At 60.0% G+C, this 24158-nt stretch carries 21 protein-coding genes; 14 read left to right on the forward strand and 7 right to left on the reverse strand.

Annotated elements, in window-relative coordinates; all coding sequences use genetic code 11:
- Window positions 1-3: 3 nt before the first annotated feature.
- The 9 genes from QD461_RS09520 (at window position 4) to QD461_RS09560 (ending at window position 9666) form a co-directional block, all read left to right on the forward strand.
- Window positions 4-1053, forward strand: a complete 1050-nt coding sequence (locus QD461_RS09520) for a putative FMN-dependent luciferase-like monooxygenase (protein ID WP_414087518.1) — start codon at window positions 4-6, stop codon at window positions 1051-1053.
- 30 nt (window positions 1054-1083) lie between these two features.
- Window positions 1084-1707 carry a CMD domain protein gene (locus QD461_RS09525; protein WP_414087519.1) on the forward strand — a complete coding sequence of 208 codons (624 nt, stop codon included), beginning with the start codon at window positions 1084-1086 and terminating at the stop codon, window positions 1705-1707.
- Window positions 1708-1726: 19 nt separating this feature from the next.
- Entirely contained in the window at window positions 1727-2329 is a 603-nt protein-coding gene (locus tag QD461_RS09530) for an alkylhydroperoxidase domain protein (protein ID WP_414087520.1), read from the forward strand.
- A gap of 303 nt (window positions 2330-2632) precedes the next feature.
- Window positions 2633-3598, forward strand: a complete 966-nt coding sequence (locus tag QD461_RS09535) for a helix-turn-helix domain-containing protein (RefSeq protein ID WP_414087655.1) — start codon at window positions 2633-2635, stop codon at window positions 3596-3598.
- Window positions 3599-3864: 266 nt separating this feature from the next.
- Window positions 3865-5361, forward strand: coding sequence for an ABC transporter substrate-binding protein (locus QD461_RS09540; RefSeq protein ID WP_414087521.1), 1497 nt, complete (start codon window positions 3865-3867; stop codon window positions 5359-5361).
- Between the two features lie 133 nt (window positions 5362-5494).
- Entirely contained in the window at window positions 5495-6508 is a 1014-nt protein-coding gene (locus QD461_RS09545) for an ABC transporter permease (protein WP_414087522.1), read from the forward strand.
- On the forward strand, window positions 6505-7386 hold the full coding sequence (locus QD461_RS09550) for an ABC transporter permease (protein WP_414087523.1): 882 nt from the start codon (window positions 6505-6507) through the stop codon (window positions 7384-7386). Before QD461_RS09545 ends, QD461_RS09550 begins: the two co-directional genes overlap by 4 nt.
- The gene (locus QD461_RS09555; RefSeq protein WP_414087524.1) at window positions 7383-9173 is read left to right on the forward strand and encodes an ABC transporter ATP-binding protein; all 1791 of its coding nucleotides are present in this window, start codon (window positions 7383-7385) and stop codon (window positions 9171-9173) included. Before QD461_RS09550 ends, QD461_RS09555 begins: the two co-directional genes overlap by 4 nt.
- A 46-nt stretch (window positions 9174-9219) precedes the next feature.
- Window positions 9220-9666: a hypothetical protein gene (locus QD461_RS09560; protein WP_184703573.1), complete on the forward strand. Its 447-nt coding sequence runs from the start codon at window positions 9220-9222 to the stop codon at window positions 9664-9666.
- 174 nt (window positions 9667-9840) lie between these two features.
- Here QD461_RS09560 and QD461_RS09565 read toward each other — a convergent pair whose 3' ends face one another.
- Together QD461_RS09565 and QD461_RS09570 are read right to left on the reverse strand one after the other, a co-directional pair.
- Window positions 9841-10560 carry an ROK family protein gene (locus QD461_RS09565; RefSeq protein ID WP_184703574.1) on the reverse strand — a complete coding sequence of 240 codons (720 nt, stop codon included), beginning with the start codon at window positions 10558-10560 and terminating at the stop codon, window positions 9841-9843.
- Between the two features lie 39 nt (window positions 10561-10599).
- Window positions 10600-13023 carry a glucan 1,4-alpha-glucosidase gene (locus QD461_RS09570; protein WP_414087525.1) on the reverse strand — a complete coding sequence of 808 codons (2424 nt, stop codon included), beginning with the start codon at window positions 13021-13023 and terminating at the stop codon, window positions 10600-10602.
- Window positions 13024-13287: 264 nt separating this feature from the next.
- On the opposite strand from QD461_RS09570, the gene QD461_RS09575 reads away from it, so the two are divergent.
- The gene (locus QD461_RS09575; protein WP_414087526.1) at window positions 13288-14238 is read left to right on the forward strand and encodes an alpha/beta hydrolase; all 951 of its coding nucleotides are present in this window, start codon (window positions 13288-13290) and stop codon (window positions 14236-14238) included.
- 124 nt (window positions 14239-14362) lie between these two features.
- Window positions 14363-14521, forward strand: a complete 159-nt coding sequence (locus QD461_RS09580) for a fumarylacetoacetate hydrolase family protein (protein ID WP_414087527.1) — start codon at window positions 14363-14365, stop codon at window positions 14519-14521.
- Window positions 14522-14632: 111 nt separating this feature from the next.
- Here the strand turns inward: QD461_RS09580 and QD461_RS09585 are convergent, their stop codons facing one another.
- The 3 genes from QD461_RS09585 to QD461_RS09595 are packed head-to-tail and all read right to left on the reverse strand — an operon-like array spanning window position 14633 to window position 18302.
- Window positions 14633-16072 carry a cytochrome c gene (locus QD461_RS09585; RefSeq protein ID WP_414087528.1) on the reverse strand — a complete coding sequence of 480 codons (1440 nt, stop codon included), beginning with the start codon at window positions 16070-16072 and terminating at the stop codon, window positions 14633-14635.
- Between the two features lie 14 nt (window positions 16073-16086).
- A complete protein-coding gene (locus tag QD461_RS09590; protein ID WP_414087529.1) occupies window positions 16087-17733 on the reverse strand; it encodes a GMC family oxidoreductase in 1647 nt (548 codons plus the stop codon).
- Between the two features lie 2 nt (window positions 17734-17735).
- A complete protein-coding gene (locus QD461_RS09595; RefSeq protein ID WP_414087530.1) occupies window positions 17736-18302 on the reverse strand; it encodes a sugar dehydrogenase complex small subunit in 567 nt (188 codons plus the stop codon).
- Between the two features lie 201 nt (window positions 18303-18503).
- Between QD461_RS09595 and QD461_RS09600 the strand changes: the two genes are divergently transcribed.
- Window positions 18504-19553, forward strand: a complete 1050-nt coding sequence (locus tag QD461_RS09600) for a LacI family DNA-binding transcriptional regulator (RefSeq protein ID WP_414087531.1) — start codon at window positions 18504-18506, stop codon at window positions 19551-19553.
- Between the two features lie 187 nt (window positions 19554-19740).
- Window positions 19741-20697: a GlxA family transcriptional regulator gene (locus tag QD461_RS09605; RefSeq protein ID WP_184703581.1), complete on the forward strand. Its 957-nt coding sequence runs from the start codon at window positions 19741-19743 to the stop codon at window positions 20695-20697.
- Window positions 20698-20752: 55 nt separating this feature from the next.
- Here the strand turns inward: QD461_RS09605 and QD461_RS09610 are convergent, their stop codons facing one another.
- Window positions 20753-21403: an HD domain-containing protein gene (locus tag QD461_RS09610; RefSeq protein WP_184703582.1), complete on the reverse strand. Its 651-nt coding sequence runs from the start codon at window positions 21401-21403 to the stop codon at window positions 20753-20755.
- Between the two features lie 233 nt (window positions 21404-21636).
- Window positions 21637-22980 carry an amidase family protein gene (locus tag QD461_RS09615; protein WP_414087532.1) on the reverse strand — a complete coding sequence of 448 codons (1344 nt, stop codon included), beginning with the start codon at window positions 22978-22980 and terminating at the stop codon, window positions 21637-21639.
- A gap of 618 nt (window positions 22981-23598) precedes the next feature.
- On the opposite strand from QD461_RS09615, the gene QD461_RS09620 reads away from it, so the two are divergent.
- Window positions 23599-24081: an invasion associated locus B family protein gene (locus QD461_RS09620; RefSeq protein ID WP_414087533.1), complete on the forward strand. Its 483-nt coding sequence runs from the start codon at window positions 23599-23601 to the stop codon at window positions 24079-24081.
- Window positions 24082-24158: the final 77 nt, after the last annotated feature.

Consider the following 24158-nt stretch of genomic DNA (forward strand, 5'->3'; position numbering starts at 1 on the left):
TCCATGAGCACGCCAGTTCTTCCCAAACGGCTGGGCTTTTTCAGCCGTGTCCTCGATCAGGCAGACGCTGCCGAGCGCTATCAGCTCGTGAGCGAGCAGATCATTCACGCGGAAGCGCAGGGTTTTGACAGTGCCTGGGTGGCGCAGCATCATTTCAATGGCGATGAGGGCGGTCTGCCGGCGCCGCTGGTTTTCCTCGCCGGTCTTGCCTCGCGCACGTCGCGCATCCGATTGGGGACGGGCGTCATCACGCTGCCGATGGAAAACCCGGTGCGCGTCGCGGAAGATACCGCTGTGCTCGACCTTCTCCTGGAAGGTCGTCTGGAGGTTGGCTTTGGCACAGGCGGCACACCACAGGCCTTTCTCCCCTTCGGCATAGAAAGCGCTGATCGCGGTCCGATCTACGGCAAGTATTTGGCGCTCATTCGCGATGCGTGGGCAGGGCATGAGCTTGCCGGCGGCAACCATCTCTACCCGGTTGCGCCGCATCTCATAGACAGGGTTTGGCAGGCAACCTTTTCCGTGGGCGGCGGCGAACGCGCAGGCAAGGATGGTGACGGCCTGATGCTGTCTCGCACGCAGCCGCGCCCGGACGAGACGCCGGATGCCGAGCTTTGGGATCTGCAAAATCCCATTATCGATGCCTATTTCGCGGCTCTGCCGAAGGGCCGAGCACCGCGGATACTGGGATCACGCAGCCTTTTCGTTGCTGATGATCGCAAGGAGGCGCTTCGCCTTGCCGATATCGGCCTGCGTCGGAGTGCCGAGCGCTTTGCCGTCAGCGGTTTCAAGGTTCGTGGCGAAACGACGGCTGATCTCATCAAGGCATTTGATGTGCATGTCGGTACACCCGAAGATGTAATCGCCTCACTGCGCGCAGATACGGCTCTCGAACGGGTGACGGATCTGGTCTTTCAGGTGCATTCCATTGATCCGCCGCACGACTACATCCTGCGCTCCCTCGAGCTGATTTCGCAGAAGGTTGCGCCGGCACTCGGCTGGTCGAAGCAGATATTCGCCAACAAAGGTCCGCAACTTGCTGCCTCGGCCTGAAACAAGAACAGAGAAAGAGAAGGTATATCCATGACCTCGTCGACAACTGACGTCATCGATCTGCTGGCCGGCATCCGCGAGGGATCCTCGCTGCATGCCTTGAGAGCGGCAAGGCCACAAACGCGGCACAATGCTCAAAGAAGCTATGAAGCTCTGTTCGAGCCTGCGCATGAGGGTGATGTAAGCCGCGGCGAACGCTTTGCCTTAGCATCGTTCGTGGCGGGCCTGCATGCGGCCGATAACGTCACCCAGTTTTATCTGGCTGCACTGGAGAAGGCGGAAAGCGAGCGTGGGCTCATCGATGCCGTCAAGACGGAGACCAATGGCGGCCGTACCGTCGGCCCCTATGGACATTATCCGGCAGGATCGCTTTCCGCCGAAGATCGCGATGGACTTGTCTATCATGTCTCCGAAGCGGGGCGGCCGGTTCTTGGCAGCAAACTTTCGGTGGGATTTGAACATGCCCACCTTCTCGTCTATCGCCCGCGCGAAGCGAGTGCCGAGGCACTGCAGCGGCTCTTGAATGCCGGTTGGACGACGACGGGCGTGGTGACGCTGTCTCAGATCGTTGCCTTTCTTTCGTTCCAAATCCGGGTGGTCGCCGGGCTGAGCGCATTGAATGCCGCCAGCGCCCAGCAGACCGTCTCCGCCTAACTGCAGAAGGACAGTTCCCATGACCGAGACCGTTATCCATCCCACGATCGAAGATCGGCCGAATGTCTTTACGCAGACGGAAATCGGCTGGACGCCCTGGTTGAACCCCCTTCCCGAAGAAGAGCTGACCGAGCGTCACTGGCGAGGACTTGTCGACGCGTCGCGCGCCAAGTCGCCCTATTTCATGCTGCTGGCCCGCGATCCGGAAATCCTCGAGGCGCGGACGAAAACCGACAAGGACATCTTCTACAATGTCGAGGGCGGGTTGCCGCGCGCCGACCGCGAGCTTGCCGCAACGGCAGCGTCGCGCACCAACGGCTGCATTTTCTGCGCTTCGGTTCACTCCCGCTTTGCCTCGCATCATTCGAAGCGCAACGACGACGTCCAGCGTCTACTCGATGAAGGCACCGGCACCGATCTCGGCAGCCGCTGGAATGCCATTGTGGCATCATCGGTCGCGTTGACGACGACGCCGTCGGAATTTGGGGCCAGCGAAATCGCAGAGCTGCGCAAGGAAGGCTTGAGCGATCTTGAGATCGCCGACGTCATCCATGGTGCGGCTTTCTTTAATTGGGCAAACCGCTTGATGCTGTCGCTTGGCGAACCTTTGCCGGTCCAGTGATCTGGCCGAGCCGGCCCTAGATGTCGATGCGCGGGGGACCTTCATATCTTGCCCGGCGCACTCCAAAGCATGGGGTGCGCCAGGGTAAATTCTTGCTTGATATTTTCCGATACGCTTCTGTTGTCGTGGCCATGAAAACCACCCGAAAACGCGGTCTTTGAACCATGCCCGGAACGGCGCCGACACGGCACGGGTCTCGGCTGCGAACGAGGTGCCCGCGCTTGCTACGGCAGCCAAAGTTTGATACTTAACAAGCTAAGTGTCGTGCATGGATGTGAGGCAACGTTGGAACTGTTGAGCTCTCTGGATCTGCTCCACAAGGACCGCATACGGACGCCCTTCAATCGCTGGGTCGACGATCTGCACGACATTTGCGGTAGTTTCCGTCCCAGTAGCATGGATACGAGTCTCGACATTCACGGTGAGGCCCGGCGCATCAATGCATGCGGCATGGAATTTTCCCATATCTCGAACGATCTCGATCGCATTCATCGCGACTGGGACGACGTGCGCCGTGACGCGGTCGAGCAGCTCTTTCTGATCGTTCAGTTGGAAGGCTCTTGCGGCGTGGAGCACTCTGGCCGGCAAAGCGCACTGAATGTCGGCGATTGCATACTGGTGGACTCCACCAAACCCACGACGTTTCATTTCCATGGGAAATACAGCAACCATCTGTCCCTCAACGTCCCGGGACAGCTCATCTATTTCCATGGCAGTGACAAGCTCAACGTGGCGCGCACATTGGAAGCCGCAAATCCAATGGCTGTAACCCTGCGGGCACTGGTTGCCAAGATCCTTTCGACCTCAGAGAGCGACGCCCAGGCGCCGGACCTGCGACAGACGATGCTCGATGCAACCCGACAGGCGTTTGTATCCGATCTCGAGAGCTTGATGTCCTTCGATTCTCTGAATGATCTGGGATCCAGCCGGCTGCAGATGGTCGACGTTCTGATTGATCAGCATCTGACCCGGTCCTACCTGTCAGCGAAATGGCTGGCAAAGCGTATCGGTGTGTCGATGCGGGTGCTTCAGCTGCATTTTCAGGATATGGGAATGACCTGCACCACCCTCATTCGCGACAAGCGTCTGCGTTTCGCACGGGAAAAGATCAAACAGCTCCGGTTTCAGCACGATGCGCAGACCATAGCGGATGTGGCTTATTCGGTCGGCTTCAATGATTTGTCCTATTTCAATCGCTGTTTTAAAGACCTCTTTGCCTGCACGCCGACCGATCTTCTGAGATCGACAGATCGCAGCCTCGCAAACTAGATCAGCCCCGGCGCTTACCTTCCCACATGTTCGCTGCGTCCGTTGAACTGGGGTGGTCGCCCACCGAGCGGCAACAGACCTAATCCAATTGGTCGTTAGTCGGTCGAGCAAATGGAATCGGCTCGACTTCATCTCAGATTCGTTTCGCTCCAAGACAGGCTTTCATGGCGCGTGTTCGTTTGTGCAGACGCGGTCGCAAAAGAAAATCCGCCCGAGTTTCTCGAGGACGGAGCGCAGGCCGGCGTATTGGAGGAGGAACGAAGACTATGAATTCAGTGAACTTCAGGCGCGTAGTGGCGTTCGGCCTGCTGACGGCGACAACGGCTCTGGTCGGCTTTTCCGTTGCACAGGCGCAGGAGCTTGTCCTCGGGGTCATCGGCAACAGTAAGGATATGGTGCAGCCATACTCACCCACGGACTCTGTATCCGCAGATTCCATGTACGATCAGCTGTATGACGGCCTAACCAACCACGATTCCAAAGGTGGCGTCGTCATGCGCCTTGCGGAGTCCATGACCCCGAACGCGGCCATGGATGTCTGGACCGTCAAGCTTCGTCCGAACGTCAAGCGCCACGACGGAAAGCCGTTTACCGCAGATGATGTGATCGCAAGCATCCGTTACATGTTGGACAAGGTCAATCATTTCGTCGTCTCCAGCCAGATCGACTTTGTCGATCCCGCCAAGATCCGCAAGGTCGACGATCTGACTGTAGAGTTCACACTCAATCGTCCCTTCGGTCTGTTTGCCAACGCCTTCGCCGACGACCACTTCAGGATGCGCGCTATCGCCGCCGATGGCTCCGTGGTCGGCACGGGGCCGTTCACACTCGATTCCTTCACGCCCGGTCAGGAAACCCGTATGACCCGGTTCGAAGACTATTGGGGCGAGAAGCCCGGTTTCGACAAGCTTCGCATCATCGGTTTCCGCGATCAGCAGGCGGTCACCAATGCTTTGCGCGGCGGCCAGATCGATATCGCCTATTCAGTGCCCTATACGGACGTACCGGCGCTGACGAAGGATCCGAAGCTGAAGACCGTGATGAGCGGTACGACGACCTATCCCATGCTGGCCGTCAGGGTGGACACAGAGCCCTTCAAGGATCCTCGGGTCCTTGAGGCGCTGAAGCTGGTCGTTGATCGTCAGCAGATTGTCGACAATGCATTCAGCGGTTATGCGACGATCGCCAACGATTATCTCGGTAACAACACAGCCTGCCCGGTTCCATCCGTGGCGCAGCGCGTGCAGGATATTGCCAAGGCGAAACAGCTGCTGGCCCAGGCCGGGAAAGCCAATCTTCGCCTCGAAGTCGTGACCGACGGCGCCTATTCCGGCATGATGGAAATGGCGCAGCTTTTCGCCCAGCAGGCTGCACAAGCCGGCATTACGGTCAAGGTGCGCCGCCTCGATCCCGCAACCTTCCTCAACCGCTGGCGGGAATGGCCGTTCCTCGTCAGTCTGGCGAGCGGACCCTATGAAACCGGGACTCTTGCAGCCCTGCTGCCGGATCAGGGCGAGAACGCCACGCATTTCGACGATGCCGAGTATAACGATCTCGCCAAGCGCCTGGAAAGCACGAGTGATCTAGCCGCGCAGTGCAAGCTGGTCACCCAGATGCAGGAAGTCGAATACAAGCGCAGCGGCCACATCGTGCCGGCTTATCCGGAGAACATCACCGTCTATCGGGATACCGTCAGCGGATTGAAGCCGGATTTCTATGGCCGTACGCCGATCCAATATGCCGGCGTTACCGTCAAGAAATAGAGCAATTCCGGGAAAAGTGCGGAGCGACTTTCCGCCCGGAATGCGGAACTGAACAAGAAAATAGGGCGCTTTCCGCGATCCGAAGGAAAGCGGAAGCGCCCTAGCAGGCCGCATAGCAGGAAGAAGTATTTCCATGACTGCCGATAGCCAGAACCATAATGACCCTATGGTGTTCGGGTGGCTTTCCAGGCTACAGCCTTTGTTCGCAATGCTGTTGCAGGGCATCCTTACCCTACTTGCCGTATCACTCCTGATCTTTCTCGCTGCGAGAGCCTTGCCTGGCGATGTCGCCAATATGATCCTCGGTCAGAGCGCGACGCCGGAACAGCTCGTTTCACTTCGCTCAGATCTTGGTCTCGATCAGCCGCTGTGGTGGCAATATCTGTCGTGGCTCGGCGGCATCCTGCGCGGAGACTGGGGTGTCTCCCTTGCCAATGGACAGCCGGTCGCCGATATCCTCGCGCTTGCGGTACGCAATTCCGCAGCCCTGAGCGGCGTTGCGCTTGCGGTGATGTTGCCGCTATCTGTGCTGCTCGGGGTGCTGGCCGCGCAGTTTCGCGACGGCTTCATGGACAAGCTTTTTCTCGGCATGTCGATGATTGCCAATGCTGTTCCGGATTTCGTCACCGGGACTGTGCTGGTGGCGCTCTTTGCGACAACTGTGCTGCATGTCCTGCCGGCGGTCTCCTTCATTCCGCCTGGCGGCTCGCCCTTCTCCTATCCAATTGCGCTGGTGCTACCGGCATCGACGGTCATCATCCCCGGCGTCATGTATCTCTCAAGGCTGGTCCGCGTCGCCGTGATCGATGTGATGGCGACCGAATACATCCAGACGGCGATTCTGAAGGGACTGTCTCCGAGCCGAATCCTCTTTCGCCATGCCTTGCCGAATGCGGTGGCTCCGATCATTCCGGCAGCAAGCATGGTGGCGGCGTTTACCGTCGGCGGCGTGGTCGTGGTCGAATACCTGTTTGCCTATCCCGGTGTCGGAAGCGCTTTGGTCGATGCTGTCACCAACCGCGATCTGCCCGTCATTCAGGCGAATGTCCTCGTGATCGCATCGGCCTATTTTATCCTCAATCTCGTCGCCGATGCACTCGCCCGCAGAAATGGCGCACCGGACCGGCAAAGGAGGCTCAGCGCATGAGTATCGATGTGGACCTAAATGCTGCGACACCGCGTCGATCTCGCCCTCGTCCGGCTGGTTGGCGGCGTCTCTGGACATCGGCACAGGTGCGATGGGGCGTCACGCTGCTGGTTGCCATGACGGTGTTGATCGCAATCGGCCCGTTTCTGGCGCCGTACGATCCGGCGGCACCTGTCGGCAAACCCTATGCCATGCCGTCTGCTATGGCCTTTTTGGGCACGGACAATCTCGGGCGTGACGTTTTCTCCCGCGTGCTTTCGGGGGGCACCTATCTGGCCTGGATGGCGCCGATTTCGGCGTTGCTGAGTGTTGCGGTCGGTGCCGCCATCGCGCTTGTCACAACCTATTACGGCGGTTGGACGGACCTTCTGCTGATGCGCTCCCTGGATGTCCTGCTCGCATTCCCGGGCGTTCTGCTGACGCTTCTCTGCGTTTCGGTATTCGGGCCTGAGCCGGTTCTGCTGGTTGGACTGGTGACGCTGACTTTGATGCCAGGCGTAGCGCGGGTCATCCGCGGCGCTGCCCTACCGCTACTCAATCAGGAATATGTGCTGTGGGCAAAGGCCGTCGGCAAACCCGCACACAATATCATCCTGCGCGAGCTCTTACCCAATGTGTCCTCGCCCCTGCTCGTCGAGCTTGGGTTGAGGCTCAGCTGGTCGGTCGGGATTCTCTCGTCGATGAGTTTCATCGGCTACGGCATTCAGCCGCCGGCTGCCGATTGGGGGCTGATGGTCAACGAAAATGGCGGTGGCCTCGGCACCCAACCCTTCGCAGCACTCGCTCCCATCGTGATGATCGTTCTCTACACCATTGGCGGCGCTCTCGTTGCCGAAGGCGCCGCCCGCGTGGTCGCCCGAACTGAAGGCAAAGCATGATGCCGGTACTGAATGTTTCTGGATTGACCGTAGAGCGCAGCGACGGCGCGTCGATCATCGAAGATGTTTCGCTTGTCCTTGAAGTCGGCGAGGTGATGGGTGTCGTCGGCGAATCCGGCTCTGGAAAGTCGACTTTGGCGCTGGCGCTTCTCGGCCATGCGCGCCATGGCGTCCGTATCGGAGCGGGTTCGGTGCGCATAGCGGATACGGAAATGCTGGAGCTGGATAAGGCCGCGCTACGCACGGCGCGCAGTGGCCTCGTCGCCTATGTCGCCCAGGATCCGGGTGCGGCGCTCAATCCGATGCTAAAGCTCGGCACGCTGCTGACCGACGGCCTGAGCGGCACCAGCGCGGAGAAGACCGAACGGGCGCTGGAAATATTGCGCAAGGTCGGCTTACCCGGCGACGACAAGTTCCTTGAGCGCCGACCTCGCCAATTGTCGGGCGGCCAGCAGCAGCGCATTGCAATCGCAATGGCGGTGATTGCCAGACCCAAGCTCATCATCCTGGACGAACCCACAACGGGTCTCGACGTCCTGACGCGGAGCAAGGTGCTGGAGCTGATCCGGCAGCTTTGTGTCTCCGACAATCTGACGGCGATCTACGTCAGCCACGATCTTGCCGTCATTGCCAATGTGGCCGATCACGTGACAGTCATGTATGGCGGCCAGGTCGTCGAACAGGGACGGATGCGAGATGTTCTGGCGACCCCACGCCACCCCTATACTCGCGCACTGCTCGATGCCGTTCCCTCCGTCCAGACGCGGCAGGCGCTGCGGCCGATCCGAGGGCGCGTGCCGGCCGTCGGCGAAGGGCCGAGCGGCTGCATTTTCTCGGACAGATGCGATCATGCCATCGAGGAATGCCGGGTTCGGCCTGGGCTGAAATTGGCGGGCGGTAGTCTCGTGCGCTGTTGGCGCCCCGAACTGGCGCACTGCCTCACCGGACTTTCAAGAGGTTCCGACCACCCGGAGAAGGCAACGGTTGTTAAAGCTCCGCCTATGTTGACGGCGACGGGACTCAATGCTTTCTACGGTAGTTGGCAGGTGTTGCATGACGTCGATCTTCGCGTGGAGCCGGGCCGCTGTCTCGCCGTGGTCGGCGAGTCCGGAAGTGGCAAGTCGACCCTGTCGCGCTGCCTGATCGGGTTGCATGACAATGCAACCGGGCAACTGAGCCTAGACGGCGCATCCTTGCCTATAACGGTGGGCAAGCGTGACCAGAATGCCCGGCGGCAGCTGCAATATATCTTTCAGAACCCGAATGCCTCTCTGAACCCCCGCCGCACGATCGGCGGGAGCCTGGAAGCGGCGATTTTCGACGATGTCGACAGGCGGAGCGGCAGGGCCAAGGCCATCATCGCCGAGGCGCTCGACCGCGTGGGCATCTCCGTCGACCTCGCATCGTGTTTCCCGTCCGAACTATCCGGGGGCCAGCGGCAGCGCGTTGCGATTGCCCGTGCCCTCGTCGCCAAACCAGCCGTGCTCTTATGCGATGAGGTGACCTCCTCGCTCGACGTTTCGGTACAGGCGTCCGTCATCGAATTGCTCCGCAGCCTGCTCGACGATGGTCTCGGCATGCTGTTCGTCACGCACGACCTGGCCGTGGTTCGCAACATTGCCGACGAGGTCGTCGTTCTGGCCGGCGGCCGGGTGGTCGAGCGTGGCGCGACAAGCGCCGTGCTGCAGGCGCCGCAACATCCCTACACACGCTCTCTGCTCGCAAACACCTTGCAGCTGCCGACCGATGCCGGCTGCCCGAGCATGAAGCCCGCTGCGGCAAGATAGGCCGCGATCAGTTCACACACTGTCCATCCAACAAGAGGAGAAAACGATGGCAAGTCACTTTGACGGATTATTGAACGAAACGATGCCGCTGCTGGAAGTCGATTTCACGGCCGAAGGGGCGCTGGCCGATCTGCAGGATCCGCCGAATACAGGTGGCTTCGAACTCGTCGGCAGCCTCGTGCAGCCGAAGTCTCCGATCCATATGACGCATATCTGGATTACGGAAACCGAACAGCCGATCCATTGGGTCTCGGAACACGTCCATGACTATGATGAGGTCCTGATCTGGACCGGCAGCGACCCGAATAATCCGCGCGATCTGGGCGCCGAAATCTATATCGACATCGAGGGGGAGCGGCGCACGATCACCGCCTCCGGCTCGATCTTCATTCCGGCCGGCGTCAAGCATTGCCCGCTCGGCATCAATCGCGTCTGGCGGCCGTTTACCTTCCATGCCCTGTCGCTGGCCTCGACCTACAAGGCGAAAGTTTGATCGGCATCAAGCATAAGCTTCCGTCGGTGGTGCTTCTGCCGACGGGGCCTTCCGCATTGACCTAGAGTCGGATGATTTTAGGTCGAGTCGACCTAAAATTTGAATCCGCTCTAGAATCAAAGAGGTAGAGCATGATGTCGTCCGAAAACCGCTTACACTTTTCGGCATCATGCTCTAGAACCGTAGGTCTTCATCCTTCCAGAGACGGAAGCCGCCGAGAAACGCATTCTCGTTGTCGCCGGCGCGGCAGCCATCGGGCAACTCATCCAACTTATCGACATTGCCGCCACCGATGACGATCTCATGCGGCAGCAGCGCCGCCTGCAATTTGGCCACCACTTTCTCGACCGACTTGCGCCATTTCTTCTTGCCGTATTTTTCCAGGCCGCGCTCGCCGACATAATCCTCGAACGTGCCATCCTTCTTGTAGGGCAGATGCGCAAGCTCCATGGGCAGGCAGACGTAATGGACGATCATGGTCGAGCCCAAACCGGTGCCGAGCCCCAGAAACAGCATGTTGCCGCCTTTATAGCTGCCGATTGCCTGCATGACCGCATCGTTGACGAGCCTGACGGGCTTGCCGAAGGCGGCGGAAAAGTCGAAGTCTTTCCAGCCAGGCCCGAGATTGTGCGGCTCGATTGCCGGCCTGTTATTTGCGACCGGGCCGGGATATCCCATGCCGATAACGTCAAACTGCCAGTCGGCCGTAAGCTGCTTGACGGCCTCGACCATCTTTTGCGCCGACATCTCCATGCCGGAGGGAGCCGTACGGCGCTCGCTACCAGAACTTAGCCGAACCTTGACGTGAGAGCCGCCAAGATCGATTGCCAATACGACAAGATCCTTGGCTGCGGCTGATGGCGCTTGCTTGGCAGACTTAGGTTTTACGCTCACGATGCGCTTCCCTCCGGGTACGTTTATTGCGATTGAGGTTTACTTGGCCTTGTCGGAAATGGTCACCGAAAAATCCGCTCCCTCCCAATGGTCGGTATCGGGCCAGTAGAAGGTGAACACGATGGGTGTGCCCATGGGCAGCCGCTCTGTCGCAAGCTCGACCACATCGATACCGAAGCCGTTTTGCCGGGTCGTGATATCGTTTTCACTCGCCCAGCCATCTGCGCTCCAGCGAATGATTGCTTTCGCCATCACTTCGATCCTAAGGCGCTTGCCTGCCGGGACCTGCGACATCTTGTTGTTGAAGCGCCAGAGCACGAAGGGCGCGGTCGTCTTGTTCCTGACGTAACGTTCGACGCCCTGCGACGGCATATCGAAGACGGCATTGTCCTTCAGCGAACGCAGTAGCTTGATATGCTCGGCATGAGCCCATACGAGCGGCATGGCGCTGCCAGACGGTTCACCGAAGACGAGGCCCCGCTCAGGCATATCGGGCTTATCCCAGACCTGCTCGGGCAATAGCCCGCCTGGTCCGGCCGATCCCTCAAGCGCTCCGAGCAAGGTGATGGCGGCTTTTGGCCTGCCGGCGGCAAGTTCATAATGGGCACGCTCGCCGGCCAGCAATGGCCAAGGGCGACCGATACCGGTACCGTCAAAGGCGCTGCCATCCTCGTGTTCCCCATATCCGTCGCCCGTATAGCGATACCAGAGCGGGCCTTGCGGCAGATCGCATTTGAGTTGCGCGTCGATCACCTTGACCGTGTCGACAATGCGCGGATCGTTGGCGGCGCGTAGGCCGAACCGGACGAGCGCCAGGGCATCAGGGCTGACGACACGGGCAGTCGGCAGATAGGACTCCGCAGGCGGGCGGTTCTTGATAGGCACGAAGCCATCGGCGGGCGAGGCGCCCTCGGCAATGTCCGGGGGCGCGATGCGGACATAGTAGCCCTTGACCCCGAGATTCGCAGTGGTGCTGTCGGCATCGACATAGGTCCAGCGCTCAACCTGATCGTTCCAGGCGTCCGCCGTCTGCCTGAGGTAATCGGCATTGTGATCGTGCCCGGCAATTTCCAGAATGTCGGCGGCGGCGAGCAGCGCGGCGATTTCGACCGCGAGGGTGAAGGGGGAAAAGCCGCCGTCTTCCTCCCAGCGGTCTTCGCCAGTCACCGGGCCGTTGACGACCACGTAGCGAGCCGCTTTCTCGACCATCGAGACATAGGAGAGCAGAGCGTCGCCGGTCAGCGCGCCCTCGCGGCGCAGCGCGTCTGCAAGCAGGATCGGAAAGGCGCACTCATCCATCTGTATGCCGGTCCAGTAGGGCTCGCCGTCGAGCCAGGCATTCTGCGGCCAATGTCCATCAGCCTCCTGGATCGCGCGCAGATAGGCGAGGATGCGGATTGCGTCCTGCGGAGCGCCTGCTGCAAGAAAGCCTCCGGCCGTCTCGACCAGATCGCGCGGCCAGACCAGATGATAGCCGCCAAGATCCTCGTCGCCCTTGGCGAAACCCCAGGGAATGGAGAGCGAGGCGACGGCAGGTCCTTCGAACGACAACGGCCGGTGCGTTGCAAGCACGGCGGTCGATATCCGGTAGCGATTGAGTTCGGGCGGCGGCGCTCTCGGCTCGTCCAGTGCCAGCAGCGTGCTCTGCCAWTTCCGCCAGTCGGCAATATAGGAGCGTTCGGCATCCTTGTAGCCAGCTTGCAAGCTGGCGAGTGCGTTGTAGCCTGCTTCCTCGGCGCGGTTTCCGAAGCCGAGTGACAGAAGGACCGTGTCGCTGCCGGCAGCAAGGTCGATTTCGCCTGTCAGCGCCACATTGCCGTTGGCGGCATGGGCAATACGGGGATCCAGCTGGCCAGTTTCCTGAAGCTGGCGCCATCCGTCGGAAATGCCGACATAGCCGGCCGACGCGGTTCGCCATCCGCCGCTCACGGCAAGCGCCAGCGAGATTCCGCCTCTGCCCTTCGCAAAGAGCATCGGCGTGCCCTTGTAGTCTCCCACCCAGCCGGTATTCCCGGCACCGGCATTGATGAGATGCGGGGCGGTCAGCACATAGAGCCGGTAGTCGTGAACCGATCCGTGCAAGGCTTCGAACGATATCTGCTGCAGCAGGCTGTTGCGCACGGGATCGACGATAATGCGCTTGATAATGCGGTAGCGCCCGTCGAGGGCCGTATTGACGAGGCGATAGGCGGGGACGCCGTCCTCGATCGTCGTGACCACGCTTTCAGTATCGCGTTTTTCCTCGGAGAAGTAGCCGTCAGGACCGGTCACGATCAGGCCGATGTCGCGCGTACAGGCGCAATCGACCCGCGGAAAATAAACCTCGTTGAGAATGCCGTGGCTCAGTGTGAACCAGATGCGGCACGCCGGCGAGAGAGCCGTTCCGACGCCGCTTTTTGCGCTGGATGTCCAACGAGGAGCGATACCCCCCGCACTAGAGGCCGAGATATCGTCCTGTATCATTCGTTTATCTCCGTTGCCGTTGCAATCTGCTCCGACAAAGCGGCTTCGGCAAGTGCTGCGTGTGAAGATGTTGTTGCAGATCTCGCGGCCTTCCGTCTGGTCATGGATCATGCTCGGCGGCAGCAAAATCGTCAAATTGACATATTAATAAACATGTTAAATAGTTGATCTGGGCAGGAGACTGATCGGCGAGCGAGTTTGACGCTCGATCACATGAATCATGCCTCAAAACGCTCCGTCGGTTCCAGCTAAGAGGCTTTTCAGATGCAATCAAAGCACCTCGTCGACCCCCAGCTTCTGCCCTTGCTCGATGTGTTGATTGAGCAGGACTTCTCGATCGAAATGCTTCCCAGGCTGAGACGGCTGTTCGACGAGCAAATGGCGGCAATGCCGAAGGCTGACGTATCGGGCGTGCTGGCCCATGAATTCATGGTCTCTGCTGCCGACGGGCATTCCATCCGCGTTCTGGCCTACCGGCCGGAACAGTCGCCGGCGCGTCTGCCGGGGATCGTGCATATTCACGGTGGCGGTTTCGTCGTCGGTAATCCGAATATGGACGATGCGGACAATCGTGCGCTCTGTCGCGATCTCGGCTGCGCCATCTTTTCCATCGACTATCGGCTAGCGCCGGAACATGCCCATCCGATTCCGATCGAAGACTGTTACGCCGCGCTCCTCCATATCTACGAGCATGCAGACGAACTTGGCGTTCTCCCGAACAGGATCGGCGTCAAGGGAGAGAGCGCAGGCGGAGGGCTTGTCGCCGCCCTGGCGTTGCTGGCTCGGGATCGCAAGCAGGTTCCGCTCGCCTTTCAGCATCTCGCCTATCCGATGCTCGATGATTGCACTTGCGTTGCCGCCAATCCGCATCCCTATACCGGCGAGTTTGTCTGGACTGCGAAGATGAACCGCTTTGGGTGGACGTCTCTTCTCGGGCATGCCCCCGGGACAGATGAGGTTTCACCTTACGCATCGCCTGCACGCGCCGACGACCTGGCGGGACTGCCACCCTGCTTCATGATGACCGGGACGCTGGATCTTTTCCTTGAGGAAGATCTGGAATATGCGCGGCGCCTCATCCGGGCCGGTGTGCCGACGGAATTGCATGTTTACCCCGGCGCATTTCACGCCTTCGATTTTCAGAGGGATGCCGATGTAACGGTGCGATACCGCGCCGACAGCCTGGCTGCTCTTCGTCGATTTCTAGAAGCCTAATCGAGCCACGGCACTCTGCTGCGCTGGTGGCGGAATCGGTTCTTAGTTCGCGCGCCGTTGATGTCTATGTAGAAAGTATTGACTTACCTAAGATGGGCCTTCCCGGCTGCGACTATCCGTGGTCTTGCGGCGCAATAAGCTCTGCCATCACCGTGCGATCGAAACTCCGGCGGGTGTCGGTTTCAAACGCAAGTCGTCGATCTTCATGAAGGCTGGAGACCGGATTGCGGTCGAGATCGAGAAGATCGGCTGGCTCGAAAATCATGTTGTCGCCGAGAGCTGATTTCGGCAGCCAATGTCAGGCAATTTGGCAGGTGAGTGGTCCGTCCCGAACCATGCGCCGCGGGCTTGCGCGAATGCGGAGATGCGCCAGGCATGGCTGGCGCATCTCGTTTTACATTGCGCTGGCGGCATCCTTCCGCCTGGCTGTCCGTGACATTGCAATGACCGCGATGATGAGGATGACGATCAGGCCAGCTGCGACCATTGCCGGCACGATATAGGGCTGCACCGTCGCGAGGAACGGCATCGGACCACCCTTTCGCGCAGTCGCGACATCGTCCGGAGCAACCTTTGCGTCTGGATTGCCGAAGCGGGTCAGCACGTAGTTGGCGATGTCTGCGACCTGTCCGTCAGTCAGAGGCGTGACATAGGATTGGTTGCCGAAGCCCGGCATAAGGATTTCCTGGCCGCCTACCTCGCGCTCCACTCCGTAGAGGATCGTCGCCACCAGATTGGCCGGATTGCGCGCGCCCGTTGCCGTATTGCGGAATAGTGAGGGATAAGCCTGGTTGGTGCTGCCGGCACCATCGGGCTGATGACAGCTTGCACAATAGCCGCTGTAAAGTTCGGCGCCGGTTTTCAGGCTCTCATGCGCATTGGGTGGAAAAAGGCCTCGGATCGATGGTTCGTCGGATGCCCGCGCGCCAAAATCGTGCGCGGCTTTCTTGTCCATGGGATCGCGGACCGGCGGCGTCGATTTCAGGTAGGCGGCAAGCGCCTTCAGGTCGTTCTCGGGCAGATGCTGCAGGCTGTTCTGGACGGCTTCCGCCATCCCGCCGGCTGCCTGCGCCTTGCTGTCCAGATGGCCGGTGCGGAAATATTGCACCAGATCCGCCTCGTTCCAGGCACCAATGCCGCTGATCGGATCGGAGGTGATGTTCGGCGCATACCAGGGGCCGACGAAGCCGCCTGTCAGGGCCGCATCTGCGCTTTGCCCCATCAGCAGATTGCGCGGCGCGTGGCAGGATGCGCAGTGGCCGAGTGCACCGGCCAGATAGGCACCCCTGTTGATCTCGTCGCTCTTGGAGGTATCCGGCACGAAGGGGCTGCGATCGGCGAAGAGAAGATTCCACGCCGTCATCGAGAAGCGAATGTTAAAGGGGAAGGGCAGTTGGGTCGCGTTCTCCGGTGCTTCCTCAACCGGTTGAACGCCATGCATGAAATAAGCATAGAGTGCCTGCATGTCCTGGTCGCTTATCGCGCCATAGGCATCATAGGGCATGGCGGGATAGAGGTGAGCGCCGTCTTTCTTGATGCCCTTTCGCACCGCTCTTTCGAAATCTTCCTCCGAATAGTCACCTATTCCGAACGCCTTCGAAGGGGTGATGTTGGACGAATAAATCGTGCCGAGCGGAGAGACGATGCCATAGCCGCCGGCAAAGGATTTCCCGGTTTTCGGCGCGGTGTGGCAGGCCATGCAATCGGCCGCAGTCGCAATTGCCTTGCCTTTGTCGACCAGGGCAGCGAGATCCTCGGCGGCAGCCGCCGCAGAGGCAGAGCCGAACGTAAGGCTCAAAAGCGCCAAGCCGGCGAGACGGGGGATCGTTCTCATCGTCATCATCTCCCTCATGCGCCGAGGGCTTTTGAAATATCGTCGGCGGCCTTGATGCCCAGCGCGGCCATGGTCAGTGTCGAATTGACGACGCTGGCGGATGGGATCGCGGCCCCTCCGGGGATCCAGAGATTGGCGTGATCGTGGGCGCGGCAATTGCCGTCGACGACCGAATCCTTGGGGTCGCTTCCCATAATGCATCCGCCCATGATGTGATTGTTGGCGTTGAGTGCTGTCGTGATCTGCAGATCCGCCGCATTGAACAGCGCGGCGATTTCCTTGAGCTGCACGACGGCGGCGTCGTAACCTTTGCGGACGTAATCGCCGACGTCGTAGTAAACGTCGGGGCAAGGAATTCCGTGCGGATCCATGCGCGTTTTGCTGAGCGTCACGCGGTTCTTGGCGTCAGGAAGCGGCTCGAGGCTGATCGACATGTCGACGCCATGAATGGTCCTCTTGCGGATTTCCGCGTCCAGTTCCGCGCCGACAAGCCCCTGTTTGAGTGCAGCCGATGTGGCCGAAGTAACCTGCGTGATGTTGTTGAGGATCATCTTGTTAGCGGAATAGTCCGAGCGAAAGGCGCCGTCGCGCGGGCCGACAAGACAGCTCGATTGCGCCGGCCCGCGACCGATCCACAGGGGTTCCGATGCCTGGAAGAAGCAGTGGAAGCCCGAGTGATCCATCATATTGCGGCCGACCTGATCCGAGGAGTTGGCAATACCGGCCGGGTTGCGATCGTTGGCGGCCGCCAGAAGCAGGCGTGGCGATTCCATCGAGTTGCAGGCAATGACGAAGGTCGTGGCCGTCGCTTTGTGCGACCTGTGGTCGGCGTCGTACCAATGGACGGCAGTGATGCGATTGTTCTCATCGGTATCCATTTTGTAGACGACCGATTCGGCAAGAACGATCGCGCCTTTCGCTTCGGCAGACTGGACCGTGTGAATGCCGTTATACATTGCCCCGATCGGACAGATCGGCTGACAGTTGTTGTTGCCGCAGCACGTGGGACGTCCGTTCCAGGGACGGGTGCTGCGGGCTTGCGGAATCGGCACGGATCGATAGCCATGTGCATTGACGATCTCAGCGAAACGCTTGTCGCCATAGCTCCACGGCACCATGTCCATCGGGTAGGGCCGCGACCGCTCGGAAGGAGACTGAAGCGCCGGGTCGTTCGGGCCGGCAACGCCCATTGCGTCTTCGGCCCGACAGTAATAGGGTTCGAGCTCGTCATAGGAAATCGGCCAGTCGCGGCCGACCCCATATGTGGAGCGCATCTTCAGATCGACGGGCAAGTGCCGCCAGCTGGACGCCGCCCAATGCCATGTCGTTCCGCCAACGGTTTTCAGATAGCCTTGTTTGAAGCCTTTTCCGTCGGGACCAGAGAGCGCAACATAGTTGTTTTCGGGCCAATAGAGCGGCGCGGGCGCCATGTTCGATTGCGGATATAACCCCTGGAAATCCGACCCCGACCGGTTGGCGAAGGGCATATTGCGCCAATTCTCCACCGCTTGGGCGCGCTCGATGCGCAGGCCGGCATCGAGAACGAGGACCGACTTGCCCTTGGCGGCAAGTTCATCTGCGACGAGGGCGCCGACGACACCTGACCCGACGACGACGACATCGGCAACCGCATCGCCATTGTTGAAAACGGGAGATTTCATGATCAGAGCACCCTTGGAGAATTGACAGGCATGCGAGTGACCTCCGGCGGCAGGCCGGTCCACCACATAGGGCCATTGTTGCAATAGGTGGGGACCGTCAGCCCATCAGCGACGGGGCGGTACATCAGTGCGTCCTTGTAAGCCAGCACGACGGGACCGTGTGCCGTTTCGACAGTGCCGGTATACCAGGTCGAGACGATTTTCATGGCAATGGCATCCAGGCCAGCTGCCGCGGCCGCCATTTTCAGCGAAGTGCCGGTCACATTGGCTTTTGCCAGCACGGCAAGCTTGATCGCTTTGTCCGCGAAGCCGGAATCGTCGGCATTCAGGATCTGGAAGATGCGCTTGGAGGTTATTGGAGAGAGGTCGCGCTTGTCGGTCAGTACGCTCGACGCGATATAGAAGGCAGCTTCTGCCGCGGAGGGTGTGTCGGCGAATGCCTTTGGCACGTTGAGGCCCGCAAGCAGAAGCGTTGTACCGGCCAGCAAGCTACGACGGGTGATTGCCGGCGCTTTCGCGTTCGAGCGCGCCGCGGTTGCGGCATCTTGGGGCGTCTTTGGCGTGTTCATGATCCAATATCCTGAAAGCTGCCGGCGGGAGGGCACCGGACGGGTGATGACGGACACACCTCGCTCTTCGTACTTGGATCGATCTAAGTCAACAAAAATCTGGCATGATGGAAGGAGTGGACCGAGCGATGCGGGAGGACTAATCATAGCGCCCGCAATAAGCCGCGTTCATAGCGGCGCGGGGGAGGAGATGGCGCATTGATGGTGAATGGCAAGGGTCGAAAGGGTACCACGCGGCTCATCGACGTGGCGAGAGAAGCGGGCGTGTCGCGCGCCACGGCTTCGCTCGTCATGCGTGACAGCCCGCTCGTGGCACAGGAGACGCGCTTCAAGGTTCTGGCAGCGACGGAACGGCTCGGCTACGTACGCAACATGACGGCGGCACGGTTGAGGTCGCGTAGCGGCGGGATCGTCGGCGTCATCGTCCCCAATCTGCGCAACCCGTTCTTCGCGGAGCTGTTCGCCGGTATTGAAGAGGCGCTCGAAACGCATGGCCTGGCGGTCCTGATCGGCAACAGTCGCGACGATCGGGAGCGGCAGGCGGATCTCATGCGGCGCATGTGCGAGCACGGCGTGGACGGGATCATTTTCTGCCCTGCTGTCGGGACCGCGGAAGATTGGCGAGCCATGCCGTCGCTGCGCCGCCTCCCCTGCGTGCAGGTGCTGCGACATGTGGTGGAAACGGTTGATTATGTCGGCGTCGATTACCGCGGTGGAATGTGGGCGGCAGTCGAAGCGCTGGCGGGGCTCGGTCATCGCCATATCGCGTTTGCTATCCAGGAGGCGGAGCATTCCGCCCTTGTCGAGCGGCTGGAGGGATATAACGCGGCGATAGAGGCGTTTGGCCTTGGCGCTCCTTGCATCGTCAAGATCCCGGAGACCTTCGAGGATATGGGGAGCCGGGTTGCCGCACTGCTGAGCGCCACGCCCGCGCCGACTGCGACCATATGTTTCAACGATGTGGTAGCGTTTCATCTGGCTGCGGCGTTTCATGATCGCGGGCTGCGACCGGGGCATGACCATGCATTGATAGGCTTCGACGATGTGCAGGCGATCGAGGTTCTACGCCCGCGCATGGCTTCCGTCGCTACGCATCCCGGCGAGGTCGGCAGAGCGGCAGCGCGACGAATGCTCTTTCGCATCGAGCAGCCGGATGCGCCAGCCGAGCGGATTGTTCTGCCGACAGAGCTTGTATTGCGCCCATCTGCCGCAGCGCCTTCAGAGGCCAGCAGCCACACCATATCCTCATAGGGTGCAACGGCGAGGTGGGTCGATCCTTGAAGGCTGCCGCAGGAGTTCTTTCGCTGTTTTAGCCTGTGATGAGTAGCATACTGCCATCGGAAGTTTTTGACCGGGCAGCGGCAGTTTCCTAATATCCGCGATCACCCGCTCCGCTCCTACCCAACTCTTCCGGCGGCGGCAGGCGCATGGAGTGTCGATGCCCTCGGTTGCAATTCTGGTTTTCCCCAAAGTCCAGGCACTGGATGTCTCAGGTCCAATGGACGTGTTTGACGAAGCGAATGCGTTCGTCGCCGCCGAGCGTCGTTATGATGTGACCTTGATTGGCCCCCGCGGGTTTTTCCATGCGTCCAACGGCATGCCCATGGCCGCTCACGAGCACTATGAGCGTGCGACCCGGAAATTCGATCTGGTTCTCGTGGCCGGCGGCCCGTCGCTTCCGAGCGAGGCGCCCGATTTGGTCGTCCTGTCCTGCATAAAGCGACTGACCGCTCTTGCCACCCGCTACGGTTCGATCTGCACAGGTGCGTTCATCCTCGGTCACGCAGGGCTTCTGAATGGCCGACGGGTCACTACTCACTGGCAGAATGCCGATGCCTTGGCGCAGCAATTTCCCCTCGCCGAGGTCGATCGCGACCGGATCCACGTTCGAGATGGCGCCCTGTTGACGTCGGCGGGTGTTACAGCCGGCATCGATCTGGCATTGGCCATCGTCAATGAGGATCACGGCAGCGCCGTCGCTCTGGCTGTCGCCAAGCGGCTTGTCGTCGTGGCTCAGCGGCAAGGCGGCCAATCGCAGTTCAGCCCTTACATAGCCGCACCTTCGGACGATGGTTCTCCGCTTGCCGTCATCTACAGATTCGTCATGGCCAATTTGAACGGGAAGCTGTCGGTCGGCGATCTGGCGGAACATGTGGGCATGAGCCGACGCAATTTCGCGCGCTTCTTTTTGCAGGAGGCGAAGACAACGCCCGGGGAGTTCGTGGAGCAGGCAAGGGTGGACGCGGCAAGGAACTTGCTGGAGGGAAGCCCGCTTGCCTTGAAGGAGATTGCCTTTCAATGCGGTTTCGGCACCCCGCATCGGATGCGGCAGGTCTTTGCAAAGAGGCTTGGAGTGACGCCGGGCCAGTATAGAGCGAGCTTCAGAAGCCCGTGATAAAAGTGGCGACCGAAGGGCATTACCTTCGATCGCCATCGGCGACGAACAGTCCTCAGCTATCCCATTTCGAGCCCATGATCAGTTCTGCGAAGTCGACCCGCTTGTAGGTGGGATCCATGCGGGCGAGGACATCTGCCTTGACATTGCCGAACGTCGTCTCCGGCTTCTTGATCGTGCCGTAGCAGAACGCCGACAGGATACCGTGCTTGAACTTGAGGCCGCGCGGATGGCAATTGCAGATTTCGTGACGCTGTTCGCTCGTGAAGTCGTCGTAGGCAAGGCCAAGGACATCCATCTCGACGCCTGCGGTAACAAGGGCAACTGTTGGTCTCTTATGCTGGGGAATGCCCGGTGTTGTGTGGAGCGCGATGGAATCCCAGACATCATCCAAATCGCGTTCCGAGACATCGTAAGATTTGAGGAAGGTGCGTGCGGCATTCGCACCATCCACCTCGAAGCGCTCGGTTTCGCTGGCATAGGAATCCATGAGGCCCATGTCGTGGAACATCGCCCCGACATAGAGAAGTTCTGGATCGTATTTCAGGCCCTTGCGCTCGCCGGTCAGTGCTCCGAACAGGAAGACGCGGCGCGAGTGGTGATAGAGCAGGTCGGTCTCGGTGTCCCGGACCAGTCCGGTCGCGGCTTTTGCCATTGGACTGTCCGGGATCTTGATACCTGCGATGACTTCGGAAGTAGGGGACATTTGCAGCTCCAGTCGAGTGGGTTGTGGGCGAACGGACCGCTCTTGTCACCGAAACCAGTGTTTGCCGATCCGTCGGAACCGGCTTGATACTCGCGGAAGAGGACTTGGCGTTCAAACGGGTAAAGGGTTTGAATGGTGCCAACAAGGGTACGAAAGCGGCCAGCATTCATGGCAGGCGCTGGAGAGAGCGGAAGCTTCCGCCATTCCGTCCGGATTGCTCCAGATGGCGAAAACTATTGGGCGAGCAGGGCCTCGACCTTACCGGCAATCGCGAGCAATGCGCGGTCGCCATGGCGGCTGCCTTCGATCATCAGGGCGACGGGAAGGCCATCCCGATCCAGTCCTGCGGGAATCGAAATAGAAGGTGCTCCCGTCAGGGTCGCCAGCACCGCATGGCTCGTCACCGTATGGAAGGTCGAAACCAAACCGGCATCCGTTTGCATGCGTTCATCCTCGCTCATCAGAGGCGGTTGCACCGGAACGGTCGGCATGATGAGCGCATCGAGTTGGTGGCTGCGGAGGAGTTGCTCATATGTATCTCGCAGCGAGGCCAATCCGCCGTTGTGGGCATAGAGAAAGGCCTCCCTGGTTTCGGCGGCAAACGACGGAAGCCGCTCGAAAATCATGCGGACATCGGGACTGGCGATGGTGGAGGTGAATTCCGTCAGCGTTTTGCCGAGCCGGTTCGCACAAAAGGCCGTCCAGAATTCGAATGCCTCGTTGAACACCACAGGCCCGCCGATGCGCGCATCGATATCCTCAAATTCAGAAGCGGAAATCGGAACGAGATCTATTTCTCCCGAGAGGGCAAGTCTGCTGAGTGCGCTAGCTATGGCATGGTCGACACTCTGCGACAAGCAGCGTTTGTCCCAGAGAACACCGAGGCGCAAAGGCCGCTCCGGCAGCGCCGGGAGGGCATGCTCGCCTGTTATGATTCCGTCGATTTCGGCCAGATCGGCACAGTTTACCGTCATCGGGCCGATCGTGTCGCGGGTTGGCGACAGCATGAGAGCGCCTCCCTCCCTGTACCGTCCCGTCGATGGCCGAAAGCCGACGATCGAGCAGAAGGCAGCCGGAATACGCGACGACCCTCCCGTGTCGGAGCCTAGGGCAAAGGGCACGACGCCGCGAGCGACCGCGGCGCCGCTGCCGCCGGAGGAACCGCCTGCACTGCGGTTCGGGTCGAATGGGTTGCGGACGGCGCCGAATGCAGGGTTGTTTGATGTAATGCCGAACGCAAGCTCGTGCATGTTCAGCTTGACCGGAACATAGCCGCCGGCCGATCGAAGGGCGGCAACCGCTGGCGCATCGGCGTTTGCGAGATTTTCAGCGAGACCTGGGCATGCGCCGGTGGTCATATAGCCCGCCACGTCGATGTTATCCTTCACTCCGAAGGCGATACCGTGAAGAGGCCCGCTTTCGGCCGTGGGAAGAGCTTTGGCGTTCGTTTGAATGACAGCGTTGTCATGATTATCCGCGGCGCGCGCCAAAACGATTTCACGCAGGGCGTCAAGACCATGTTCTGCGACGATGAAACGAGCATCACGAAGAGACATGGGAGAATAAACAACACTCATACAGCGAACCTCCCTGTTCAAAGCATGCTGTGGTTATAGATGGGCCGGTCGATTTATCAACGTGACCCGAGGTCAATGTTACGAAAATGATGCTCCCCTTGGCCGAGGCCGGTAGCGCAAAGGCCGGGCTTCAGTCGCCTTCGGCCAGGTGAACACGCACGCTCCAGCCCTCCAGCAGTGGAAATCTCACTGTGTCAAAAATGGACGGCGACAGCGCAGGGGAAACTTCATAGCGTCGAGACTGATTGGTTTGAGCCGGTTGTGTGACTGTTGAGCCTGCGACCGAAAAAACGCGGCCACGGGCCAATTGGGGGGAGACGATCGGTCCGGCGTGGCGGCGCTGGCCGATCTGTCGGTGTTGAGATCGAAATAGACGGCTGAGGGGATGCGAAAGGCGCTTAGAGAAATATCGAGATCATGTACGCAGCGCGCGGCAGCGCTGACGGGCGAGAAGGGCAATTCCAACAAAGAGATCGAGTTGCCGTGAGCGTCCGGATGCCTTCGCCAATTGCCATGCGGTCGCTCAGACGCGAGACCCGCATTTCTGCGATTTATCCACTGCCTGTTCTGCATCGCCACAGCGTCAGGCTCAACGAAAGAATGACAATGACTGACCAAATGACCCCTGACAGAAAGACCCGTCTACCGGGCGGAGCCGACGCGTTGCGCGAGGTTCATGGCGATTGGCTCGTTCTCGGCGCGATCCAGGCGAACGAGACGTCGACGCAGAAATCCTGCGTGATCGTGCAGGAGCAGATCCACAACGACACGCGCCAGCGGTTGCTGCTGATCGAATTGCGCCCGGATGCCGGAAAGGTGACCGGAACCTTGGTGCTGCCGTTCGGACTTTTGTTTCAGAAAGGGGTTGTCCTGCAGGTGGACGAAGGCAGCCGAGCGCCTGCCATCCCCTTCCGCACGGCGCTGCCCGCCGGCTGCTTCATCGATCTTGAAATCGATGCGCTGCGTCTTTCATTGCTGAAAACAGGCAAGACGATGCAGATCCACGCCATTGCCGCTGACACTGGTCAGATCGTCACCTTCCCCGTCTCCCTCAACGGCTTTGCGAGCGCGCTTGCCCGCGCGGAAATGATCGTTCGATAAGATTGCTTCTGCGAGAGAACCTCATCGTTACCAATGCAGTACGCAGAAAATGCGATGCGAGGCCAAATAGCGTCACC

The organism is Rhizobium sp. BR 314, from assembly GCF_047445805.1.
Classification (GTDB): Bacteria; Pseudomonadota; Alphaproteobacteria; order Rhizobiales; family Rhizobiaceae; genus Rhizobium; species Rhizobium lusitanum_B.

Coding starts and splice junctions, on each gene's coding strand:
- QD461_RS09575 (WP_414087526.1), top strand. CDS start 13,288: ATGCAATCAAAGCACCTCGTCGACCCCCAGCTTCTGCCCTTGCTCGAT.
- QD461_RS09555 (WP_414087524.1), top strand. CDS start 7,383: ATGATGCCGGTACTGAATGTTTCTGGATTGACCGTAGAGCGCAGCGAC.
- QD461_RS09560 (WP_184703573.1), top strand. CDS start 9,220: ATGGCAAGTCACTTTGACGGATTATTGAACGAAACGATGCCGCTGCTG.
- QD461_RS09545 (WP_414087522.1), top strand. CDS start 5,495: ATGACTGCCGATAGCCAGAACCATAATGACCCTATGGTGTTCGGGTGG.
- QD461_RS09530 (WP_414087520.1), top strand. CDS start 1,727: ATGACCGAGACCGTTATCCATCCCACGATCGAAGATCGGCCGAATGTC.
- QD461_RS09585 (WP_414087528.1), bottom strand. CDS start 16,072: ATGAGAACGATCCCCCGTCTCGCCGGCTTGGCGCTTTTGAGCCTTACG.
- QD461_RS09615 (WP_414087532.1), bottom strand. CDS start 22,980: ATGAGTGTTGTTTATTCTCCCATGTCTCTTCGTGATGCTCGTTTCATC.
- QD461_RS09540 (WP_414087521.1), top strand. CDS start 3,865: ATGAATTCAGTGAACTTCAGGCGCGTAGTGGCGTTCGGCCTGCTGACG.
- QD461_RS09610 (WP_184703582.1), bottom strand. CDS start 21,403: ATGTCCCCTACTTCCGAAGTCATCGCAGGTATCAAGATCCCGGACAGT.
- QD461_RS09595 (WP_414087530.1), bottom strand. CDS start 18,302: ATGAACACGCCAAAGACGCCCCAAGATGCCGCAACCGCGGCGCGCTCG.
- QD461_RS09590 (WP_414087529.1), bottom strand. CDS start 17,733: ATGAAATCTCCCGTTTTCAACAATGGCGATGCGGTTGCCGATGTCGTC.
- QD461_RS09525 (WP_414087519.1), top strand. CDS start 1,084: ATGACCTCGTCGACAACTGACGTCATCGATCTGCTGGCCGGCATCCGC.
- QD461_RS09600 (WP_414087531.1), top strand. CDS start 18,504: ATGGTGAATGGCAAGGGTCGAAAGGGTACCACGCGGCTCATCGACGTG.
- QD461_RS09605 (WP_184703581.1), top strand. CDS start 19,741: ATGCCCTCGGTTGCAATTCTGGTTTTCCCCAAAGTCCAGGCACTGGAT.
- QD461_RS09550 (WP_414087523.1), top strand. CDS start 6,505: ATGAGTATCGATGTGGACCTAAATGCTGCGACACCGCGTCGATCTCGC.
- QD461_RS09520 (WP_414087518.1), top strand. CDS start 4: ATGAGCACGCCAGTTCTTCCCAAACGGCTGGGCTTTTTCAGCCGTGTC.
- QD461_RS09620 (WP_414087533.1), top strand. CDS start 23,599: ATGACCCCTGACAGAAAGACCCGTCTACCGGGCGGAGCCGACGCGTTG.